Consider the following 16,315-nt stretch of genomic DNA (forward strand, 5'->3'; position numbering starts at 1 on the left):
ATTCAGCCCTCGACGCTGCTCCGGGGGAGTTCGCAGGTGCGGGTCGGGTTATTCGCAAAAGACTGTAGGGAGTTAATCAATGGGCAATGTCCAGATCGCCGCCAGTGCACATGAGGTGCTGTGGCGCCAGGCGCCGAGCGGCGATTTGGTCGACCTCGGCCGGCCGCATCGCTTGCCGTTGGGCCAGTTGCGTCTGCAGAAGGCACCCAAGGCCGGGCTGCGGCGGCGCGAGGCGATTGCGCTCGGGGTGATTGCCCTGCTGTTGCACGGTGCGGTGATCTACTGGATCAGCCAGAAGCCGACCCCGGTATTGCCGATCGTGCCGCCGGAAATTCCACCGATGACCATCGAGTTTTCCCGGCCGGCGCCGCCGGTGGTCGAACCGACGCCACCGCAACCGGTACAGCCGGTGGTGGAGCCACCGCCGCCGGTGGAGGACGAACTGGCGGTCAAGCCGCCACCGCCCAAGCCGATTTCCAAACCCAAACTGCAGACCAAGCCGAAACCGCTCCCCAAGCCTGAGCCCAAGCCGGCGCCGAAACCGGTCCAGCAACAACCCGTGCCGCCACAACCGGCCGCGCCTGTCGCCGCTCCGGCACCGCCCGCGCCACCGGCCCCGGCGCCCGTGACCCCGGCTTCGGCGAATGCCGCGTACCTGAAGAACCCGGCGCCGGAATATCCGTCGCTGGCCCAGCGTCGCGGTTGGGAAGGCACGGTATTGCTGCGGGTGCATGTACTGGCCAGCGGCAAGCCCGGCGAGATCCAGATTCAGAAAAGCAGCGGTCGCCAGCAACTCGACGACGCGGCGTTATCGGCAGTCAAGCGCTGGAGCTTCGTGCCGGCCAAGCAGGGTGATGTCGCCCAGGACGGCTGGGTCAGCGTGCCCATCGATTTCAAGATTCATTGAGCCTGCGCCAGGCGCTATCGCGAGCACGCTCGCTCTTACAAGGGTTATACCGAGGGACACATCATGAGTTTATTGGCATCTCCACTCGAATCCATCGAAAGCGCGGTGATCTGGCTGCTGGTGGTGTTTTCCGTGGCCACCTGGGGCCTGGCCCTGCTCAAGGGCGCGCAGTTCGCCCGCCTCAAGGCCCAGGATCGCAAGTTCCACAAACAGTTCTGGGCCGCCTCCAGCCTCGACTCGGCGGCCGAGCTCAGCGAAACCCGGCCCGGTGCCGCCGCTCGCGTGGCCCAGGCCGGTTATGCGGCGATCCAGGTCGGCGACACCGCGCACGCGGCGGACCTGAGCCAGGCCATCAATCATCAGGATCGCCTGGAGCGCGCCCTGCGCCAGCAGATCGTCCGTGAGCGGCGTTCGCTGGAAACCGGCCTGGCGGTGGTCGCCAGTATCGGCAGCACCTCGCCCTTCATCGGCCTGTTCGGCACCGTGTGGGGGATCATGGAAGCCCTGAAAGGCATCAGCGCGGCGGGCTCGGCGAGCCTGGAAACCGTGGCCGGGCCGATCGGCGCGGCACTGGTCGCCACCGGCGTGGGGATCGCCGTCGCGGTACCGGCGGTGCTGGTTTACAACTACTTCCTGCGGCGCCTGAAGCTGACCGCCGCTGACCTGGATGACTTCGCCCATGACTTCTACAGCCTGGCGCAGAAGAGTTCGTTCCGCGTGCTGATCCACCCGACCGCGCACAAGGCCGCGGCCCAGGGCAGCGCACAGAAAGTGAAGGAGGCGTCCTGACATGGCCTTCTCGACCCAGGACAGTGATGAGGTGCTGAGCGAGATCAACGTCACGCCGCTGGTGGACGTGATGCTGGTACTGCTGGTGGTGTTCATCGTCACCGCGCCGCTGCTGACCAACGCGATCCCTATCAACCTGCCCAAGACCGAGGCCGTGGCCCCGGTGGAGCAGAAGGACCCGCTGGTGGTGAGCATCGACGGCGCCGGCAAACTCTTTATCAATAAGGATGAGATCCAGCCGGACCTTTTGGAAACCAATCTTCAGGCGGCCAAGGCCAAGGACCCGGAAGTGCGCGTGCAGTTGCAGGCGGACGACGGCGTCAACTACGGCGAAGTGGCCCGTGCCATGGCCTCCATCGAGCGTGCCGGTATCACCAAGCTGTCGGTGATCACCGCGCGCTGACCCAGTGTTGTAAGCCACGACTTTTCAGGCCGTCTCCTTGGCAGGGTGCGGCCTTTTTTTTGCCTGCGATCTGGCCTGGCGAGGTTGCCTGGACGGGCCCCATCGCGCGCAAACTGCGCTCCTATCGATTCGACCACCGCATCCCCCCGCTTCTGTAGGAGCGAGCGGGCGGCGATCCGACTTGCCCGCGAAGTTAGACGCCGCGGTCTGTCTGACGCGACCCCAACACGAGCCCACGACGTTCGTACAGGTTCAGTACAGGCGACGTTTTATATTCTTTATAGGTCTTAATAAATATCTTCTTATTCCTTAACGAATATAACTCTCGTCCCTATACTCGATCGGGAACAGACACGCAGGAGAGCTCCCCATGCGCAACGAATCAATTCGCTACCTGATTGTGCCGGGCTGGCAAGGATCGCCAGAAGATCATTGGCAAAGCCACTGGCAGAACAGCCTGCCGAACAGTGCGCGGGTGGAGCAGGCCGACTGGCTGACGCCCCGGCGCGAAGACTGGGTCGCGGCGCTGGCCGAGGCGATTGCCGCCGACAGCACGCCGGTGATCCTGATTGCCCACAGCCTGGGCTGCATCACCGTCGCGCACTGGGCCGCCCATGCGCCGGTCAGTGCCTTGCGCCAGGTGCGCGGTGCGTTGCTGGTGGCGCCGGCGGATGTCGAGCGTCCGGCCTGCGCGCCGGCGCTGCGCAATTTCGCGCCGATCCCCAGCGACCTGTTGCCGTTCCCGAGCCAGATTGTCAGCTCCGACAACGACAGCGCCATCAGCGCGCCGCGTGCCTTGGAACTGGCCCGCAACTGGGGCGCCGAGGCGGGGATCCTGTCCGGTGCCGGGCATATCAACGTCAAGTCCGGACACCAGCGCTGGGAGCAGGGTTTTGCGTATCTCTACCGCCTGCAAAACCGCATGGAACAGCATTCCCTGCGCCGCGCCTGATTTTTTCTTTTTGTTAAACGCCCCCGCCTGCCAGCGGATTTGGGCGGGAGTCTGCCATGAGTCTGCATGAGTCTTTCGGTCAGCCGCTGCTGACCTTTCCCGATGCTGAAAAAAGCCCGTTGAGCATCCGCGCCAAGGCGCTGGTGTTCGTCGATCCTCGTTCGCGGCAGTTGCGCCAGGAGCTGGAACAGCTGGCGCCGCGGGCGATCTCGGTGTTGATCCGCGGTGAAACCGGCAGCGGCAAGGAGCTGCTGGCCCGGCATATCCACCGTGCCAGCGACCGCAGCGGCCTGTTCGTCTCGGTCAACTGCGGGGCCATCAGCCCGACCTACGCCGACGCCGAACTGTTCGGTTATGCCGGAGGCGCCTTCAGCGGTTCGGCCAGCAGCCGCGCCGGCTGGTTCGGCTCGGCCAACGGCGGCACCCTGTACCTGGACGAGATCGGCGACTTGCCGTTGCCGATCCAGATCAAGCTGCTCTCGGCCCTGGAGAATCATGAGGTGACCCGGGTCGGCGCCCATCAGCCGAGCCCGGTGGATGTGCGCCTGGTGGCGGCCACCAGCATCGACCTGGCCCAGGCGGTGGCGGCGGGCAAGTTCCATGAGCGGCTGTATCACTACCTGGGCGAGGGCCACCTGGAGCTGCCGGCGCTGCGCGAGCGGGTCGGCGACATCCTGTCGTTGGCCGAGTATTTCCTCGGCATCTACAGCCAGCGCCTCGACCTGCCGGTACCGCTGATCAGCGAAGCCGCCCAGCAGGTGCTGGAGCAGCACAGCTGGCCGGGCAACACCCGCGAGCTGGAGAACGTCATTCACTTTGCCCTGCTGGTCAGCAGTGGCGAGGAGATCCTGCCGGAGCACCTGAACCTGCCGCCGCAGCTGTCGCGGCTGGAGCGGGTGGACCAGCAACTGAAGGGCCTGATCGCAGACGGTTCCGCCGCCGAGTTGCAGGCGCTGAAACACCTGCTCAAGCAACACGGCGTGATCTGAAGCCCCTCCATTCCTGATCCGTGCAGCGGCTACAGGGGCTTGTAGAGTGCCCCGGACGCGGGCTAGAGCGGTCCGTTCCTGTATGAACAAAATGGAATATCAACGTGAATAAAAGATATTGTTAAGGCATAAAAAATCCCGGTATTGTCCGCTCCACGCCAGAGATAGCACTTCGCTGGCACCTACATTACAAAAGCCGTCGTCACTGACGACTCATAAGGACACTGCATGAAAAAGGTTCTGTTGTTCACCGCACTGGCGGCTGCCCTGACTGCCGGTCTGGCCCAGGCTGGCGAGAAACTGGTGGTGGCGGCCACGCCGGTGCCGCACGCCGAGATCCTCGAGCTGATCAAGCCGACCCTGGCCAAGGAAGGCGTGGACCTGGAAATCAAAGTCTTCACCGATTACGTGCAGCCCAACGTGCAGGTCGATCAGAAGCGTCTGGACGCCAACTACTTCCAGACCCTGCCGTACCTGAAGAGCTTCAACGAAGGCAAAGGCACCAACCTGGTGACCGTGATCGGCGTGCACGTCGAACCTTTCGGCGGCTACTCGAAGAAAGTCAAAACCCTGGCCGAGCTGAAAGACGGCGCGACCATCGCCATTCCGAACGAAGGCAGCAACAGCGGCCGCGCCCTGATCCTGCTGCAGAAGGCCGGCCTGATCGAACTCAAGGACCCGAAAAACGCCCTGGCGACCCCGAAAGACATCGCCAGGAACCCGCACAACTTCAAGTTCAAGGAGCTGGAATCGGCCCTGCTGCCGCGCGTGCTGGACCAGGTCGACCTGGACATGATCAACACCAACTACGCCCTGGAAGCCGGCCTGAACCCGGCCAAGGATGCGCTGGTGATCGAGGGTGCCGATTCGCCGTACGTGAACTTCCTGGTGTCCCGCCCGGACAACAAGGACAGCGCCGCCATCCAGAAACTGGCTAAGGCCCTGACCAGCCCACAAGTGAAAGAATTCATCGCGAAGAAATATAGCGGCGCGGTATTGCCGGCCTTCTGATGGACTACGCTTAAGTCGTACAAACCCCTTCAAGGTTTAAGCGCCGATGGCTTCTACAGCGTCGGCGTTTTTTATTGCCCGCGTTACGCCCCCGCAAGAACGGCTTCCCCTTGCTTCTGTAGGAGCGAAGCTTGCTCGCGATCCAGGCGCTGCGGTGTATCAGTAAGGACGCAATCGCGGGCAATCAACGATGAAGGGATTCTGCTCAGGAAGGCTTCATGGCCCGGCACAGTGCCTTCAGCCATTTGACGATGTCCTGCGGATCGAGGGGTTGCGGGGTATCGAGGTCGGTCATTGTTCTTATCGTCCTTGTACGTTTCTGGCCCGTTGAAGTCGGGTGCCGTTCCTTGGGATCAGAAAGATCCCTTACGGCGTCGGAAAAGTAGCCGGCTCAGGCCCGTATGGCAAACCCCGCAGGTTAGTTTTTTGGGTGATATCAATATGCTTTAACGGTATTTAAATTATTGTTTTTATAGCTTTAAAGTCGACGCCTGCCGGGTGGTTCACCCACCGCCCAATGGACTGCACCACCGCCGCTGTACCCCAGTGGCGTCCAGGATTGCCATGACCCTCGACTACGCCTTTATCCTCAGTACGTTGCCGGCCTTCCTCAAGGCCGTGGGCGTGACCTTGCAGGTCGGCCTGATCGCCATCGCCACCTCCCTGCTGGTGGCCCTGATCAACGCTACGATCCTGGTGTTCCGCACCCCCTACCTGCAGCGCCTGATCGGGCTGTACGTGGAGCTGGCGCGCAACACTCCGCTGCTGATCCAGCTGTTCTTCGTCTACTTCGCCCTGCCGGCGCTGGGATTGAAGATTTCCGGGTTCGCCGCGGCGATCATCACCATGACCTTTCTCGGCGGCGCCTACCTCACCGAGGTGCTGCGCGCCGGCGTCGAAGCGGTGCCGACGGCCCAGCTGGAGTCGGGCCGCTCCATCGGCCTGTCGCACTGGCAGCTGCTGCGCCATGTGATCCTGCCGCAAGCCGGGATCCTCAGCCTGCCGTCGCTGTTCGCCAATTTCATCTTCCTGCTCAAGGAGACCACCGTGGTCTCGGCGGTGGCGGTGCCGGAGATTCTCTACACCACCAAGAGCTACATCGCCCTCTACTACAAGACCTACGAAATGCTCGCCGTGCTCACGCTGATCTGCGTGTTGCTGTTCTTGCCGCTATCGCTGTTGCTCAGCCGTCTGGAAAGGAGGTTGCAGCATGGCCAGTTCGGGTCTTGAACTGCTCTGGGTGTCCTTGCCGCAACTGGGCAAGGGCGCCGCGCAGACCTTGTCGATTTCCCTGCTGAGCATCGCCTTCAGCACCGTCGGCGGCGTGCTCTACGGCGTGCTGCGGACCCTCGACCACAAATGGTTGAACGCCGTGCTGCGCATCTACCTGGAGCTGTTCCGGGCGATCCCGGTGCTGGTCTGGCTGTACCTGCTGTTCTTCGGTTTCCCGATCTTCTTCGGCATCAGCATTCCCAGCTTCACCTGCGCGGTGCTGGTGCTGTCGCTGTGGGGCGCCAGCGAAGTCGGCGAGGTGGTGCGCGGCGCCCTGCATTCGCTGCCCCGTGGCCAGCGCGAGGCAGGGCTGTCGATCGGCCTGTCCGACCCGCAGCTGTACGGCTACGTGCTGCTACCCCAGGCGCTGAAGCGCATGACGCCGCCGACCATCAACGTCTACACGCGGATCATCAAGACCAGCTCGCTGGCGGTGCTGATCGGCGTGGTGGACGTGATCAAGGTCGGCCAGCAGATCATCGAGCGCACCTACGAGTCGGTGCTGATCTACGGCGCCCTGTTCCTGTTTTTCTTCTTTATCTGCTACCCGCTGTCGGCCGCCTCGCGCGTGCTGGAGCGGCGCTGGACGCAAGCATGAGCGCACTGATCGAGTTCCAGGGTTTCAACAAGTTTTTCGGCGAGCAGCAGGTGCTCAAGGACATCGACCTCAAGGTCGCCCAGGGCGAGGTGGTGGTGATTCTCGGCCCCAGCGGCTGCGGCAAGTCCACCTTGCTGCGCTGCCTCAACGGCCTGGAAAAGGCCCACGGCGGCCACCTGAGATTCGCCGGCCGCGAGCTGCTGGACAAGGCCACCGACTGGCGCCAGGTGCGCCAGGACATCGGCATGGTGTTCCAGAGTTACCACCTGTTCCCGCACATGAGCGTGCTCGACAACCTCCTGCTCGGCCCGCTCAGGGTACAGAAACGCGACCGTCGCGAAGCCCGCGCCCAGGCCGAGGCGCTGCTGGAACGGGTGGGCCTTCTGGACAAGCGCGATGCCTTCCCGCGCCAGCTCTCCGGCGGCCAGCAGCAACGTATCGCCATCGTCCGTTCGTTGTGCATGAACCCGCAGGTGATGCTGTTCGACGAGGTCACCGCGGCGCTGGACCCGGAGATGGTCAAGGAAGTGCTGCAAGTGATCCAGGGCCTGGCCCGGGACGGCATGACCCTGCTGATCGTCACCCACGAAATGGCCTTCGCCCGCGCGGTGGCCGACCGCATCGTGTTCATGGATGCCGGGCGCATCCTCGAACAGCACCCTCCCGAGACCTTCTTTACGAACCCGCGGACCGCACGAGCGCAGCAGTTCCTGGAGAAATTCTCCTTCGTTGAAGCATTGCCAAAAAAAGCACCTACAAAGGAACTGGAGCTCTTATGAAAACTGCCAAGTCTTCGCTACTGATACTCCCGCTGTTCGGCCTTGCCTTGCTGGCCGGCTGCGATAAAACCACCGAGGCGCCCAAGCCCGCGGCCAGCGCCAGCGCTGCCCCGGCGGCCGGTTACCTGGACAAGATCAAGGCCCGCGACAAGCTGATCGTCGGCGTATTCACCGACAAGCCGCCGTTCGGTTTCGTCGACGAGACCGACCGTTACGTGGGCTTCGATACCGATATCGGGCGGCAATTCGCCAAGGACCTGCTGGGCGACGAGAACAAGGTGGAATTCGTCGCGGTGGAGCCGGCCAGCCGCATTCCGTTCCTGCAGAGCGACAAGGTCGACCTGATCCTGGCCAACATGACCGTCACCCCGGAGCGCAAGGAAGCGGTGGAGTTCACCAACCCCAACCTCAAGGTCGCGGTGCAGGCCCTGGTGCCTAACGGCAGCGAAGTGAAGAACCTGGATGACCTGGCGAGTCGCACCACCATCGTCACCACCGGCACCACCGCCGATATCTGGCTGACCAAGAACCACCCGGACTGGAAACTGCTGAAGTTCGAGAAGAACTCCGAGTCCCTGCAAGCCCTGGCCAACGGCCGCGGCGATGCCTATGCCCAGGACAACCTGATCCTGTTCAGTTGGTCCAAGCAAAACCCGGGCTACCGCGTACTGCCGCAGACCCTGGGGGAACAGGCGCCGATCGCGCCGGCGGTGAAGAAGGGCAATATCGAACTGCGTGACTGGGTCAACGCCGAACTGGCCAAGCTGGGCGAGGACAAGTACCTGCTCAAGCTCTACGACCAGTACGTGCGCAAGGAACTGAGCGACGACACCAAGCCGGAAAGCGTGATTGTCGAAGGCGGCAAGTGGCAGGGGTGACAGTCTGCGCCTGAGCCCCTGTAGCCGTTGCCGCAGGCTGCGATCGACCCGGGCCGCGTTCGGAGAACGGTCGTGGCGATCCTACTGACGCAGGAGGGCCTGCGGCCCTATCGCAGCCTTCGGCAGCGGCTACAGGTCCTTTGCGCTCAATCCGGCCAATACCACGCCGGCTCGTCGAGCATGCCCTGGCCGACGATTTCGGTCTGGCCGAAATGCTTCTCCAGCACGATGGCGTTGCATTGCGGGTCCTGCTGCAACGCCGCGATCAGCCGGCTGGCATGGGACACTACCCACACCTGGCACTGCCGCGAAGCCCGGATGATCAGGCGCGCCAAGGCCGGCAGCAGGTCCGGGTGCAGGCTGGTTTCCGGTTCGTTGAGCACCATCAGCGTCGGTGGCCGTGGCGTCAGCAGGGCGGCGACCAGCAGCAGGTAACGCAGGGTGCCGTCCGACAGCTCCGCCGCCGACAGCGGCCGCAGCAAACCGTCCTGATGGAACTGCACGCCGAACAGCCCGCCCGGCACCGCATCGATCTCCAGCCGCGACCCGGGAAAGGCGTCGCTGATGGTCTCGCGCAGCGCCTGCTGATCGCCCACTTCGATGATGGTCTGCAACGCCGCCGCCAGGTCGCGGCCGTCGTGGTGCAGCACCGGCGTGCGGGTGCCCAGCTGCGGCCGGCGCGCGGGGGCCTGGCTGTCGGTGCGCAAGTGATCGTAGAAACGCCAGCCACGAATCTGCTCGCGCAAATGCAGGACTTCGGGCGACGAACGCAGGTTGCCGACCTGGTCGAACAGGCTGTCGCCGCTGGAGGTGTGCTGCGCCAGCACTTCCCACTGCCGCCCCTGGCGGGCCCGCACCATGGGGCCTTGGCGATCCACCAACACGCTGGCCGGGCGATACATCGGCCCGCTCCAGATGCTCTCGCGCTTGATCCGCGGGTCGAGGGTGAAGCGCGACGGAATTGGCACGCTATGCCCGGGCAGCATGAAATGGCCGCTGGAGTCCGGCAGCCCCAGTCCGATCGAATAACCGAAGTCCTCGCCGGTAAAGCCCAGCTGCAAGCGCTTGACGGTTTTCCGGGGGCCGCCCTGGATCGCCACTTCGCCACGGCTCATGCGCCGGCTGATCTGTTCCGGCCCGGCCCAGAAGGTCGATTCCAGGCCGCCTTCGCTGGCCAGCGCGTTGACCACCCCGCCCTGGGCGGTTTCCGCCAGCAGGCGCAGGGCCTTGTACAGGTTGGACTTGCCGCTGCCGTTGGGACCGGTGATCAGGTTCAGCCGCTCCAGCGGAATCACCAGTTTGTTGATCGAACGGTAATTGGCCACTGCCAGGGTCTTGAGCATCCCGGGACTCCTTGTGCATGAAGGCGCAGTGTGCCTGATTTCTCCGGGTTCGGGCTTTATCGAAAACCACCGGACGCCGGCCGTTTGGCTCATTTGGACTCGCGCCAAATCCCTCGCAACCCGTGGTTTTATCCTGATTTTCCGGGGCGTGCGCATTTATCCTGGTCCCTGTGTGCAGCGGTTGAACCCTGTTCTAAGCTCACAGTCGTATCGTCACCTGTACGATTGCATCGCGCGAAGGAGCCTGCATGGCTGGTCTCGAATCGAAGTGGATAGTGGGTTTGACGCTGGCGGCACTACTGAGCGGTTGTGGTGCGGAGAAACCGACCGAAAAAGAGCGGCCGCGGGTGCGCGTGCAGCACGTGCAGCCTCGCGATTTCGCCGCGCAAGTGACCCTCACCGGCGATGTGCAGGCGCGGGTGCAGACCGAGTTGTCGTTCCGCGTCGGCGGCAAGATCATCCAGCGCCTGGTGGATGTCGGCGACCGGGTCACGGCCAGGCAGGTACTGGCCCGGCTCGATCCGAAAGACCTGCAGACCAATGTCGATTCCGCCGCCGCCTCGGTGTTCGCCGAGCAGGCGCGGGTCAAGCAGACCAGCGCGGCCTTCGTCCGCCAGCAGAAACTCCTGCCCAAGGGCTACACCAGCCAGAGCGAATACGATGCCGCCCAGGCGGCGCTGCGCAGTAGCCAGAGCGCCTTGAGCGCGGCCCAGGCGCAGTTGGCCAACGCCCGCGAGCAACTGAGCTACACCGCGCTGATCGCCGACGCGCCAGGGGTGATCACCGCGCGCCAGGCCGAGGTCGGCCAGGTGGTGCAGGCCACGGTGCCGATTTACAGCCTGGCCCGCGACGGCGAGCGTGACGCCGTGTTCAACGTCTACGAGTCGCTGCTGGTGGCCCCGCCGAAGGAAGGCGCGATCACCGTCAGCCTGCTGGACAACCCGAACATCAAGACCACCGGCAAGGTGCGTGAAGTCACCCCGGTGGTGTCGGCGCAGAGCGGCACGGTGCAGGTCAAGGTGGCCCTCGACGGCCTGCCGGCGGGCATGGACCTGGGCTCGGTGGTCAGCGCCAGCGTCCACGCGGCCGGCCAGGCCAGTGTCGAGCTGCCCTGGGCGGCGCTGACCAAGAACCTCAACGAACCGGCCGTGTGGCTGGTGGGCGAGGACGGCAAGACCAGCCTGCACAGCGTCACGGTGGGGCGCTACCAGACCGGCAAGGTGATCATCAGCGACGGCCTCAAGGGCGGCGAAAAAGTGGTGATCGCCGGCGGCCAGTTGCTGCACCCGGGAATGCTCGTCGAGATCGTTCCCGAGACCGGCGCCCAAGGAGCCCAGCCATGAAGCGCCTGTCCCTGCTGTTGTGCGCCGGCCTGACGCTGGGCGCCTGTTCCAAGGAAGAACCGGCGCCCGAGCCGGTGCGCCCGGTGCTGTCGTTCGAGGTGCGCGCCGAGTCCGAGGAAAGCCTCGGGCGGTTCGCCGGCAGCATCCAGGCCCGCTATGAAACCAACCTCGGTTTCCGGGTGCCGGGGCGCATCGCCAATCGCAATGTCGACGTCGGTGCCGAGGTGGGCAAGGGCGCCTTGCTCGCCACCCTCGACCCCACCGATCAGCAGAACCAGTTGCGTTCCGCCCAGGGCGACCTGGCCCGGGTCGAGGCGCAATGGATCAATGCCCAGGCCAACGCCCGGCGCCAGCAGCAGCTGTTCGACCGCGGCGTCGGCGCCCAGGCGCAACTGGACATCGCCCAGACCGACCTGAAGACCACCCGCGCCTCCCTGGAGCAGGCCAGGGCCGCGGTCCGCCAGGCCCGTGATCAGCTCGCCTACAGCGAGCTGCGCACCGATCACGGCGGCGTGGTCACCGCCTGGAGCGCCGAGGCCGGCCAGGTGGTCAGCGCCGGCCAGCAGGTGGTGACCCTGGCCCGTCCGGACATCAAGGAAGCGGTGATCGACCTGCCGGCATCCCTGGTGGACCAGTTGCCGGCCGACGTGGTGTTCAAGGTCGCCTCGCAGCTGGACCCGAGCATCAACACCACCGCCATCGTGCGTGAAATCGAACCCCAGGCGCAGAGCGCCACCCGCACCCGGCGCTCGCGCCTGACCCTGACCGAAACCCCCGAAGCCTTCCGCCTCGGCACGGCCATCAGCGTGACCCTCAGCTCCGCCATCGTCCCGCGCACCGAGGTGCCGCTGTCGGCCCTGCAGGAGGTGGACGGCCAGACCCGGGTCTGGATCGTCGACCCGCAGGCACGGACCGTGGCGCCGCGGGAGGTCACGGTGCTCAGTCGCGACCATGATTCGGCGTTGATCGGCAGCGGGATCAAGATCGGCGAGCGGGTGGTGAGCGCCGGCGTGAACAGCCTCAAACCGGGGCAGAAAGTCAAAATCGACGAGGACAGCCCACGATGACGCCGGCCACAAAAGGAAGCTTCAATTTATCCGAGTGGGCCATCAAGCATCAGTCGTTCGTCTGGTACCTGATGTTCGTCGCCCTGCTGATGGGCGTGTTCTCCTACATGAACCTGGGGCGCGAGGAAGACCCGTCCTTCACCATCAAGACCATGGTCATCCAGACCCGCTGGCCGGGCGCGACCCAGGAGGAAACCCTCAAGCAGGTCACCGACCGCATCGAGAAAAAACTCGAAGAGCTGGACTCCCTCGACTACGTGAAAAGCTACACCCGCCCCGGCGAGTCGACGGTGTTCGTCTACCTGCGCGACACCACCAGCGGCAAGGACATTCCCGAGATCTGGTATCAGGTGCGCAAGAAGATCAACGACATTCGCGGCGACTTCCCCCAGGGCCTGCAAGGGCCGGGATTCAACGACGAGTTCGGTGACGTGTTCGGCTCGGTCTACGCCTTTACCGCCGACGGCCTGAGCATGCGCCAGTTGCGCGATTACGTGGAGCAGGTGCGCGCCGAGGTCCGCGAGGTGCCGAACCTGGGCAAGGTGGAAATGGTCGGCGAGCAGGACGAAGTCATCTACCTGAACTTCTCCACGCGCAAGCTGGCGGCGCTGGGCATCGACCAGCGCCAGGTCCTGCAGAGCCTGCAAGCGCAGAATGCGGTGACCCCGGCCGGGGTCATCGAAGCCGGGCCGGAGCGGATTTCCGTGCGCACCTCGGGGCAGTTCGCCTCGGAGAAAGACCTGGCCACGGTCAACCTGCGCCTCAACGAACGCTTCTATCGCCTGGCGGATATCGCCGAGATCAGCCGCGGCTACGTCGACCCTTCGACGCCGCAGTTTCGCTACAACGGCCAGCCGGCCATCGGCCTGGCGATCGCCATGAAGAAGGGCGGCAACATCCAGGACTTCGGCAAGGCCCTGCACGCCAAGATGGACCAGCTCACCGCCGAGCTGCCGGTGGGCGTAGGCGTACACACGGTGTCGGACCAGGCCGAGGTGGTGGAAAAAGCCGTCGGCGGCTTTACCAGCGCGCTGTTCGAGGCGGTGGTGATCGTGCTGGTGGTGAGTTTCGTCAGCCTGGGCATGCGCGCCGGGCTGGTGGTGGCGTGCTCGATTCCGCTGGTGCTGGCGATGGTCTTCGTCTTCATGGAATACAGCGGCATCACCATGCAGCGGATTTCCCTCGGTGCATTGATCATCGCCCTGGGGCTGTTGGTGGACGACGCGATGATCACCGTGGAGATGATGGTCACGCGCCTGGAGATGGGCGAGACCAAGGAGCAGGCGGCGACCTTCGCCTACACCTCCACGGCCTTCCCGATGCTCACCGGGACCCTGGTGACGGTCGCCGGCTTCGTGCCCATCGGCCTCAACGCCAGCTCCGCCGGCGAGTACACCTTCACCCTGTTCGCGGTGATCGCCGTGGCCATGCTGGTGTCGTGGATAGTCGCCGTGCTGTTCGCCCCGGTGATCGGCGTGCATATCCTCAGCACCAATGTGAAGCCCCATTCCGAGGAGCCGGGCCGCATCGGCCGCGCCTTCAACGGTGGCCTGCTGTGGGCCATGCGCAACCGCTGGTGGGCCATCGGCATCACCGTCCTGGTGTTCGTGCTGTCGGTGGTCGGCATGCGCTTCGTGCAGAACCAGTTCTTCCCGTCCTCGGACCGGCCGGAGATTCTCGTCGACCTCAACCTGCCGCAGAACGCCTCGATCGCCGAGACCCGCATGGCGGTGGATCGCCTGGAGGCGACCCTCAAGGACGATCCGGACATCGTGCGCTGGAGCACCTATATCGGCGAAGGCGCGATTCGTTTCTACCTGCCGCTGGACCAGCAACTGCAGAACCCCTACTACGCGCAGCTGGTGATCGTCAGCAAGGGCCTGGAGTCGCGCACGGCGTTGACCGAGCGTCTGAAAAAACGCCTGCGCGACGACTTCGTCGGCATCGGCAGCTACGTCCAGGCCCTGGAAATGGGCCCGCCGGTGGGGCGGCCGATCCAGTACCGGGTCAGCGGCAAGGACATCGACCAGGTGCGCAAGCACGCCATCGAGCTGGCCACCGAACTGGACAAGAACTCGCACATCGGCGAGACCATCTACGACTGGAACGAGCCGGGCAAAGTCCTGCGCATCGACATCGCTCAGGACAAGGCCCGCCAGCTGGGGTTGTCTTCGGAGGACGTGGCGCAGTTGATGAACAGCATCGTCAGCGGCTCCACCGTGACCCAGGTGCATGACGACATCTACCTGATCAACGTGGTCGGCCGGGCCGACGACAGCGAGCGCGGTTCCCCGGAAACCCTGCAGAACCTGCAGATCGTCAACCCCAACGGCACCTCGATTCCGCTGCTGGCCTTCGCCACGGTGCGCTACGAACTGGAGCAGCCGCTGGTCTGGCGGCGCGACCGCAAACCGACCATCACCATCAAGGCCTCGGTGCGTGACGAAATCCAGCCGACCGACCTGGTCAGGCTGCTCAAGCCGGATATCGACAAGTTCGCCGCCAGCCTGCCGGTCGGTTATTCGGTGGCTACCGGCGGTACGGTGGAGGAGAGCGGCAAGGCCCAGGGGCCGATCGCCAAGGTGGTGCCGTTGATGCTGTTCCTCATGGCGACCTTCCTGATGATCCAGCTGCACAGCGTGCAGAAGCTGTTCCTGGTGGCCAGCGTCGCGCCCCTGGGGCTGATCGGCGTGGTCCTGGCGCTGGTGCCGACGGGCACGCCCATGGGCTTTGTGGCGATCCTCGGGATTCTCGCGCTGATCGGCATCATCATCCGCAACTCGGTGATCCTGGTGACCCAGATCGACGAATTCGAGCGAGCCGGTCATTCATCCTGGGATGCGGTGGTGCAAGCCACCGAGCACCGTCGCCGGCCGATCCTGCTAACCGCTGCGGCGGCCAGCCTGGGCATGATCCCCATCGCCCGGGAAGTGTTCTGGGGGCCGATGGCCTACGCCATGATCGGCGGCATCATCGTCGCCACCCTGCTGACGCTGCTGTTCCTGCCGGCGCTGTATGTGGCCTGGTACAAGATCAAGGAGCCGAAGAAAGAGGCGGCCTGAGACAGATATCCGTCTGACAGAACGCCGTTGCCGGGCAAGCCTCGCTCCTACAGATGTATACATAGTCTTCTGTAGGAGCAGGGGGGACGCCTAGTTCTTGCCCGCGATCCAGGCGCTACGGTCTATCTGGCAAACCGCTCAAACCTTGCGCCACACACTCGCCAGCCACGGCTGCTGTTCCCGCGGCAAACCGGCGGGTCGGTAGTAATGCTCCAGCTCGACAAACCCCGCCGCCGTCAGTAAGCGCTGCCACGCCGCCAGGTCGTGGTAGGCGCCATAACGCGCGCCGTTCCAGCCTTCGCGGTTGTCGCCGCGCGGGTTGGAGCTGAACAGCACGCCGCGGGGTTTCAGCGTGGCATGCAGCTGGCGCAGCACCCGTGGCAGCTCCTGCGAGGGGATATGGAACAGCACGGCATTGGCGAAGATGCCGTCGAAGCGTTCGGCGGGCAGGTCGAGCTTGAGGAAGTCCTGCTGCCAGACCTCGCAACCGCTGTCGTCGCGGGCCATCTGGGCAAAACGCTCGGAGCCGTCGAGGCCGATGGCGACATGACCGAGGCGGGTGAAGGTCCGCAGGTCGCGCCCGGGGCCGCAGCCGAAGTCCAGCAGGGTGAAGGGCGCCGTGCCCTGGATATGCCGCAACAGTGCGTCGATGTTCTGGCTGACATCGTGGTCGCGGGTGCCTTCGCGGAAATCTTCGGCCACCTGGTTGTAGTGACCCAGGGTGGTGGAGGTGATCTGGTCGAGGTCGGTGGGGGCGAGTTTCATGGCGGGCTACGCAGAGAAAGGGGGGAATGGTCCGAATATACCCCATGTCTGGCGCACTGGTTCCCTGTAGCCGCTGCCGAAGGCTGCGATCGGCTGCGAAGCGGCCGTGCTCTTGAGAGCGCCGAAGGCCCTTCGGGCCTTATCGCAGCCTGCGGCA

General features: G+C 64.5%; 15 protein-coding genes. 13 read left to right on the plus strand and 2 right to left on the minus strand.

What is annotated here, in order from left to right; genetic code table 11:
• Positions 1–79: 79 nt before the first annotated feature.
• The 10 genes from H0I86_RS01290 to H0I86_RS01335 all read left to right on the plus strand — a co-directional run bounded on the left by H0I86_RS01290 (position 80) and on the right by H0I86_RS01335 (position 8,578).
• The gene (locus H0I86_RS01290; protein ID WP_180923581.1) at positions 80–907 is read left to right on the plus strand and encodes an energy transducer TonB; all 828 of its coding nucleotides are present in this window, start codon (positions 80–82) and stop codon (positions 905–907) included.
• 63 nt (positions 908–970) lie between these two features.
• Positions 971–1,696 (plus strand): MotA/TolQ/ExbB proton channel family protein, encoded by a 726-nt coding sequence (locus H0I86_RS01295; RefSeq protein ID WP_180923583.1) that lies wholly within the window; start codon positions 971–973, stop codon positions 1,694–1,696.
• Position 1,697: 1 nt separating this feature from the next.
• Positions 1,698–2,099: an ExbD/TolR family protein gene (locus tag H0I86_RS01300; RefSeq protein WP_009041659.1), complete on the plus strand. Its 402-nt coding sequence runs from the start codon at positions 1,698–1,700 to the stop codon at positions 2,097–2,099.
• A gap of 370 nt (positions 2,100–2,469) precedes the next feature.
• Positions 2,470–3,051 (plus strand): alpha/beta hydrolase, encoded by a 582-nt coding sequence (locus H0I86_RS01305; protein ID WP_085533335.1) that lies wholly within the window; start codon positions 2,470–2,472, stop codon positions 3,049–3,051.
• Positions 3,052–3,107: 56 nt separating this feature from the next.
• Entirely contained in the window at positions 3,108–4,040 is a 933-nt protein-coding gene (locus H0I86_RS01310) for a sigma 54-interacting transcriptional regulator (protein ID WP_009046422.1), read from the plus strand.
• 228 nt (positions 4,041–4,268) lie between these two features.
• Entirely contained in the window at positions 4,269–5,051 is a 783-nt protein-coding gene (locus H0I86_RS01315; protein WP_180923585.1) for a MetQ/NlpA family ABC transporter substrate-binding protein, read from the plus strand.
• A 564-nt stretch (positions 5,052–5,615) separates the two neighbouring features.
• Positions 5,616–6,281 (plus strand): amino acid ABC transporter permease, encoded by a 666-nt coding sequence (locus tag H0I86_RS01320; protein ID WP_009046424.1) that lies wholly within the window; start codon positions 5,616–5,618, stop codon positions 6,279–6,281.
• Positions 6,262–6,921: an amino acid ABC transporter permease gene (locus H0I86_RS01325; RefSeq protein WP_180923587.1), complete on the plus strand. Its 660-nt coding sequence runs from the start codon at positions 6,262–6,264 to the stop codon at positions 6,919–6,921. Before H0I86_RS01320 ends, H0I86_RS01325 begins: the two co-directional genes overlap by 20 nt.
• The gene (locus tag H0I86_RS01330; protein WP_180923589.1) at positions 6,918–7,700 is read left to right on the plus strand and encodes an amino acid ABC transporter ATP-binding protein; all 783 of its coding nucleotides are present in this window, start codon (positions 6,918–6,920) and stop codon (positions 7,698–7,700) included. The genes H0I86_RS01325 and H0I86_RS01330 overlap by 4 nt, the downstream gene beginning before the upstream one ends.
• The gene (locus H0I86_RS01335; protein WP_180923591.1) at positions 7,697–8,578 is read left to right on the plus strand and encodes a transporter substrate-binding domain-containing protein; all 882 of its coding nucleotides are present in this window, start codon (positions 7,697–7,699) and stop codon (positions 8,576–8,578) included. Before H0I86_RS01330 ends, H0I86_RS01335 begins: the two co-directional genes overlap by 4 nt.
• Before the next feature lie 146 nt (positions 8,579–8,724).
• Here H0I86_RS01335 and H0I86_RS01340 read toward each other — a convergent pair whose 3' ends face one another.
• On the minus strand, positions 8,725–9,921 hold the full coding sequence (locus H0I86_RS01340) for an AAA family ATPase (protein WP_180923593.1): 1,197 nt from the start codon (positions 9,919–9,921) through the stop codon (positions 8,725–8,727).
• Between the two features lie 248 nt (positions 9,922–10,169).
• Here H0I86_RS01340 and H0I86_RS01345 point away from each other — a divergent pair, with 248 nt between their 5' ends.
• Genes H0I86_RS01345 through H0I86_RS01355 form a run of 3 tightly spaced genes read left to right on the plus strand, consistent with a single transcriptional unit; the run spans position 10,170 to position 15,393 of the window.
• Positions 10,170–11,264, plus strand: a complete 1,095-nt coding sequence (locus H0I86_RS01345; protein WP_180923594.1) for an efflux RND transporter periplasmic adaptor subunit — start codon at positions 10,170–10,172, stop codon at positions 11,262–11,264.
• Positions 11,261–12,331, plus strand: a complete 1,071-nt coding sequence (locus H0I86_RS01350) for an efflux RND transporter periplasmic adaptor subunit (protein ID WP_180923596.1) — start codon at positions 11,261–11,263, stop codon at positions 12,329–12,331. Before H0I86_RS01345 ends, H0I86_RS01350 begins: the two co-directional genes overlap by 4 nt.
• A complete protein-coding gene (locus tag H0I86_RS01355) occupies positions 12,328–15,393 on the plus strand; it encodes an efflux RND transporter permease subunit (protein WP_180923598.1) in 3,066 nt (1,021 codons plus the stop codon). Before H0I86_RS01350 ends, H0I86_RS01355 begins: the two co-directional genes overlap by 4 nt.
• Before the next feature lie 138 nt (positions 15,394–15,531).
• On the opposite strand, the gene H0I86_RS01360 is transcribed toward H0I86_RS01355, so the two are convergent.
• Positions 15,532–16,158, minus strand: coding sequence for a class I SAM-dependent methyltransferase (locus tag H0I86_RS01360; RefSeq protein ID WP_180923600.1), 627 nt, complete (start codon positions 16,156–16,158; stop codon positions 15,532–15,534).
• Positions 16,159–16,315 lie beyond the last annotated feature (157 nt).

This window comes from Pseudomonas chlororaphis subsp. aurantiaca, assembly GCF_013466605.1.
Classification (GTDB): Bacteria; Pseudomonadota; Gammaproteobacteria; order Pseudomonadales; family Pseudomonadaceae; genus Aquipseudomonas; species Aquipseudomonas chlororaphis_I.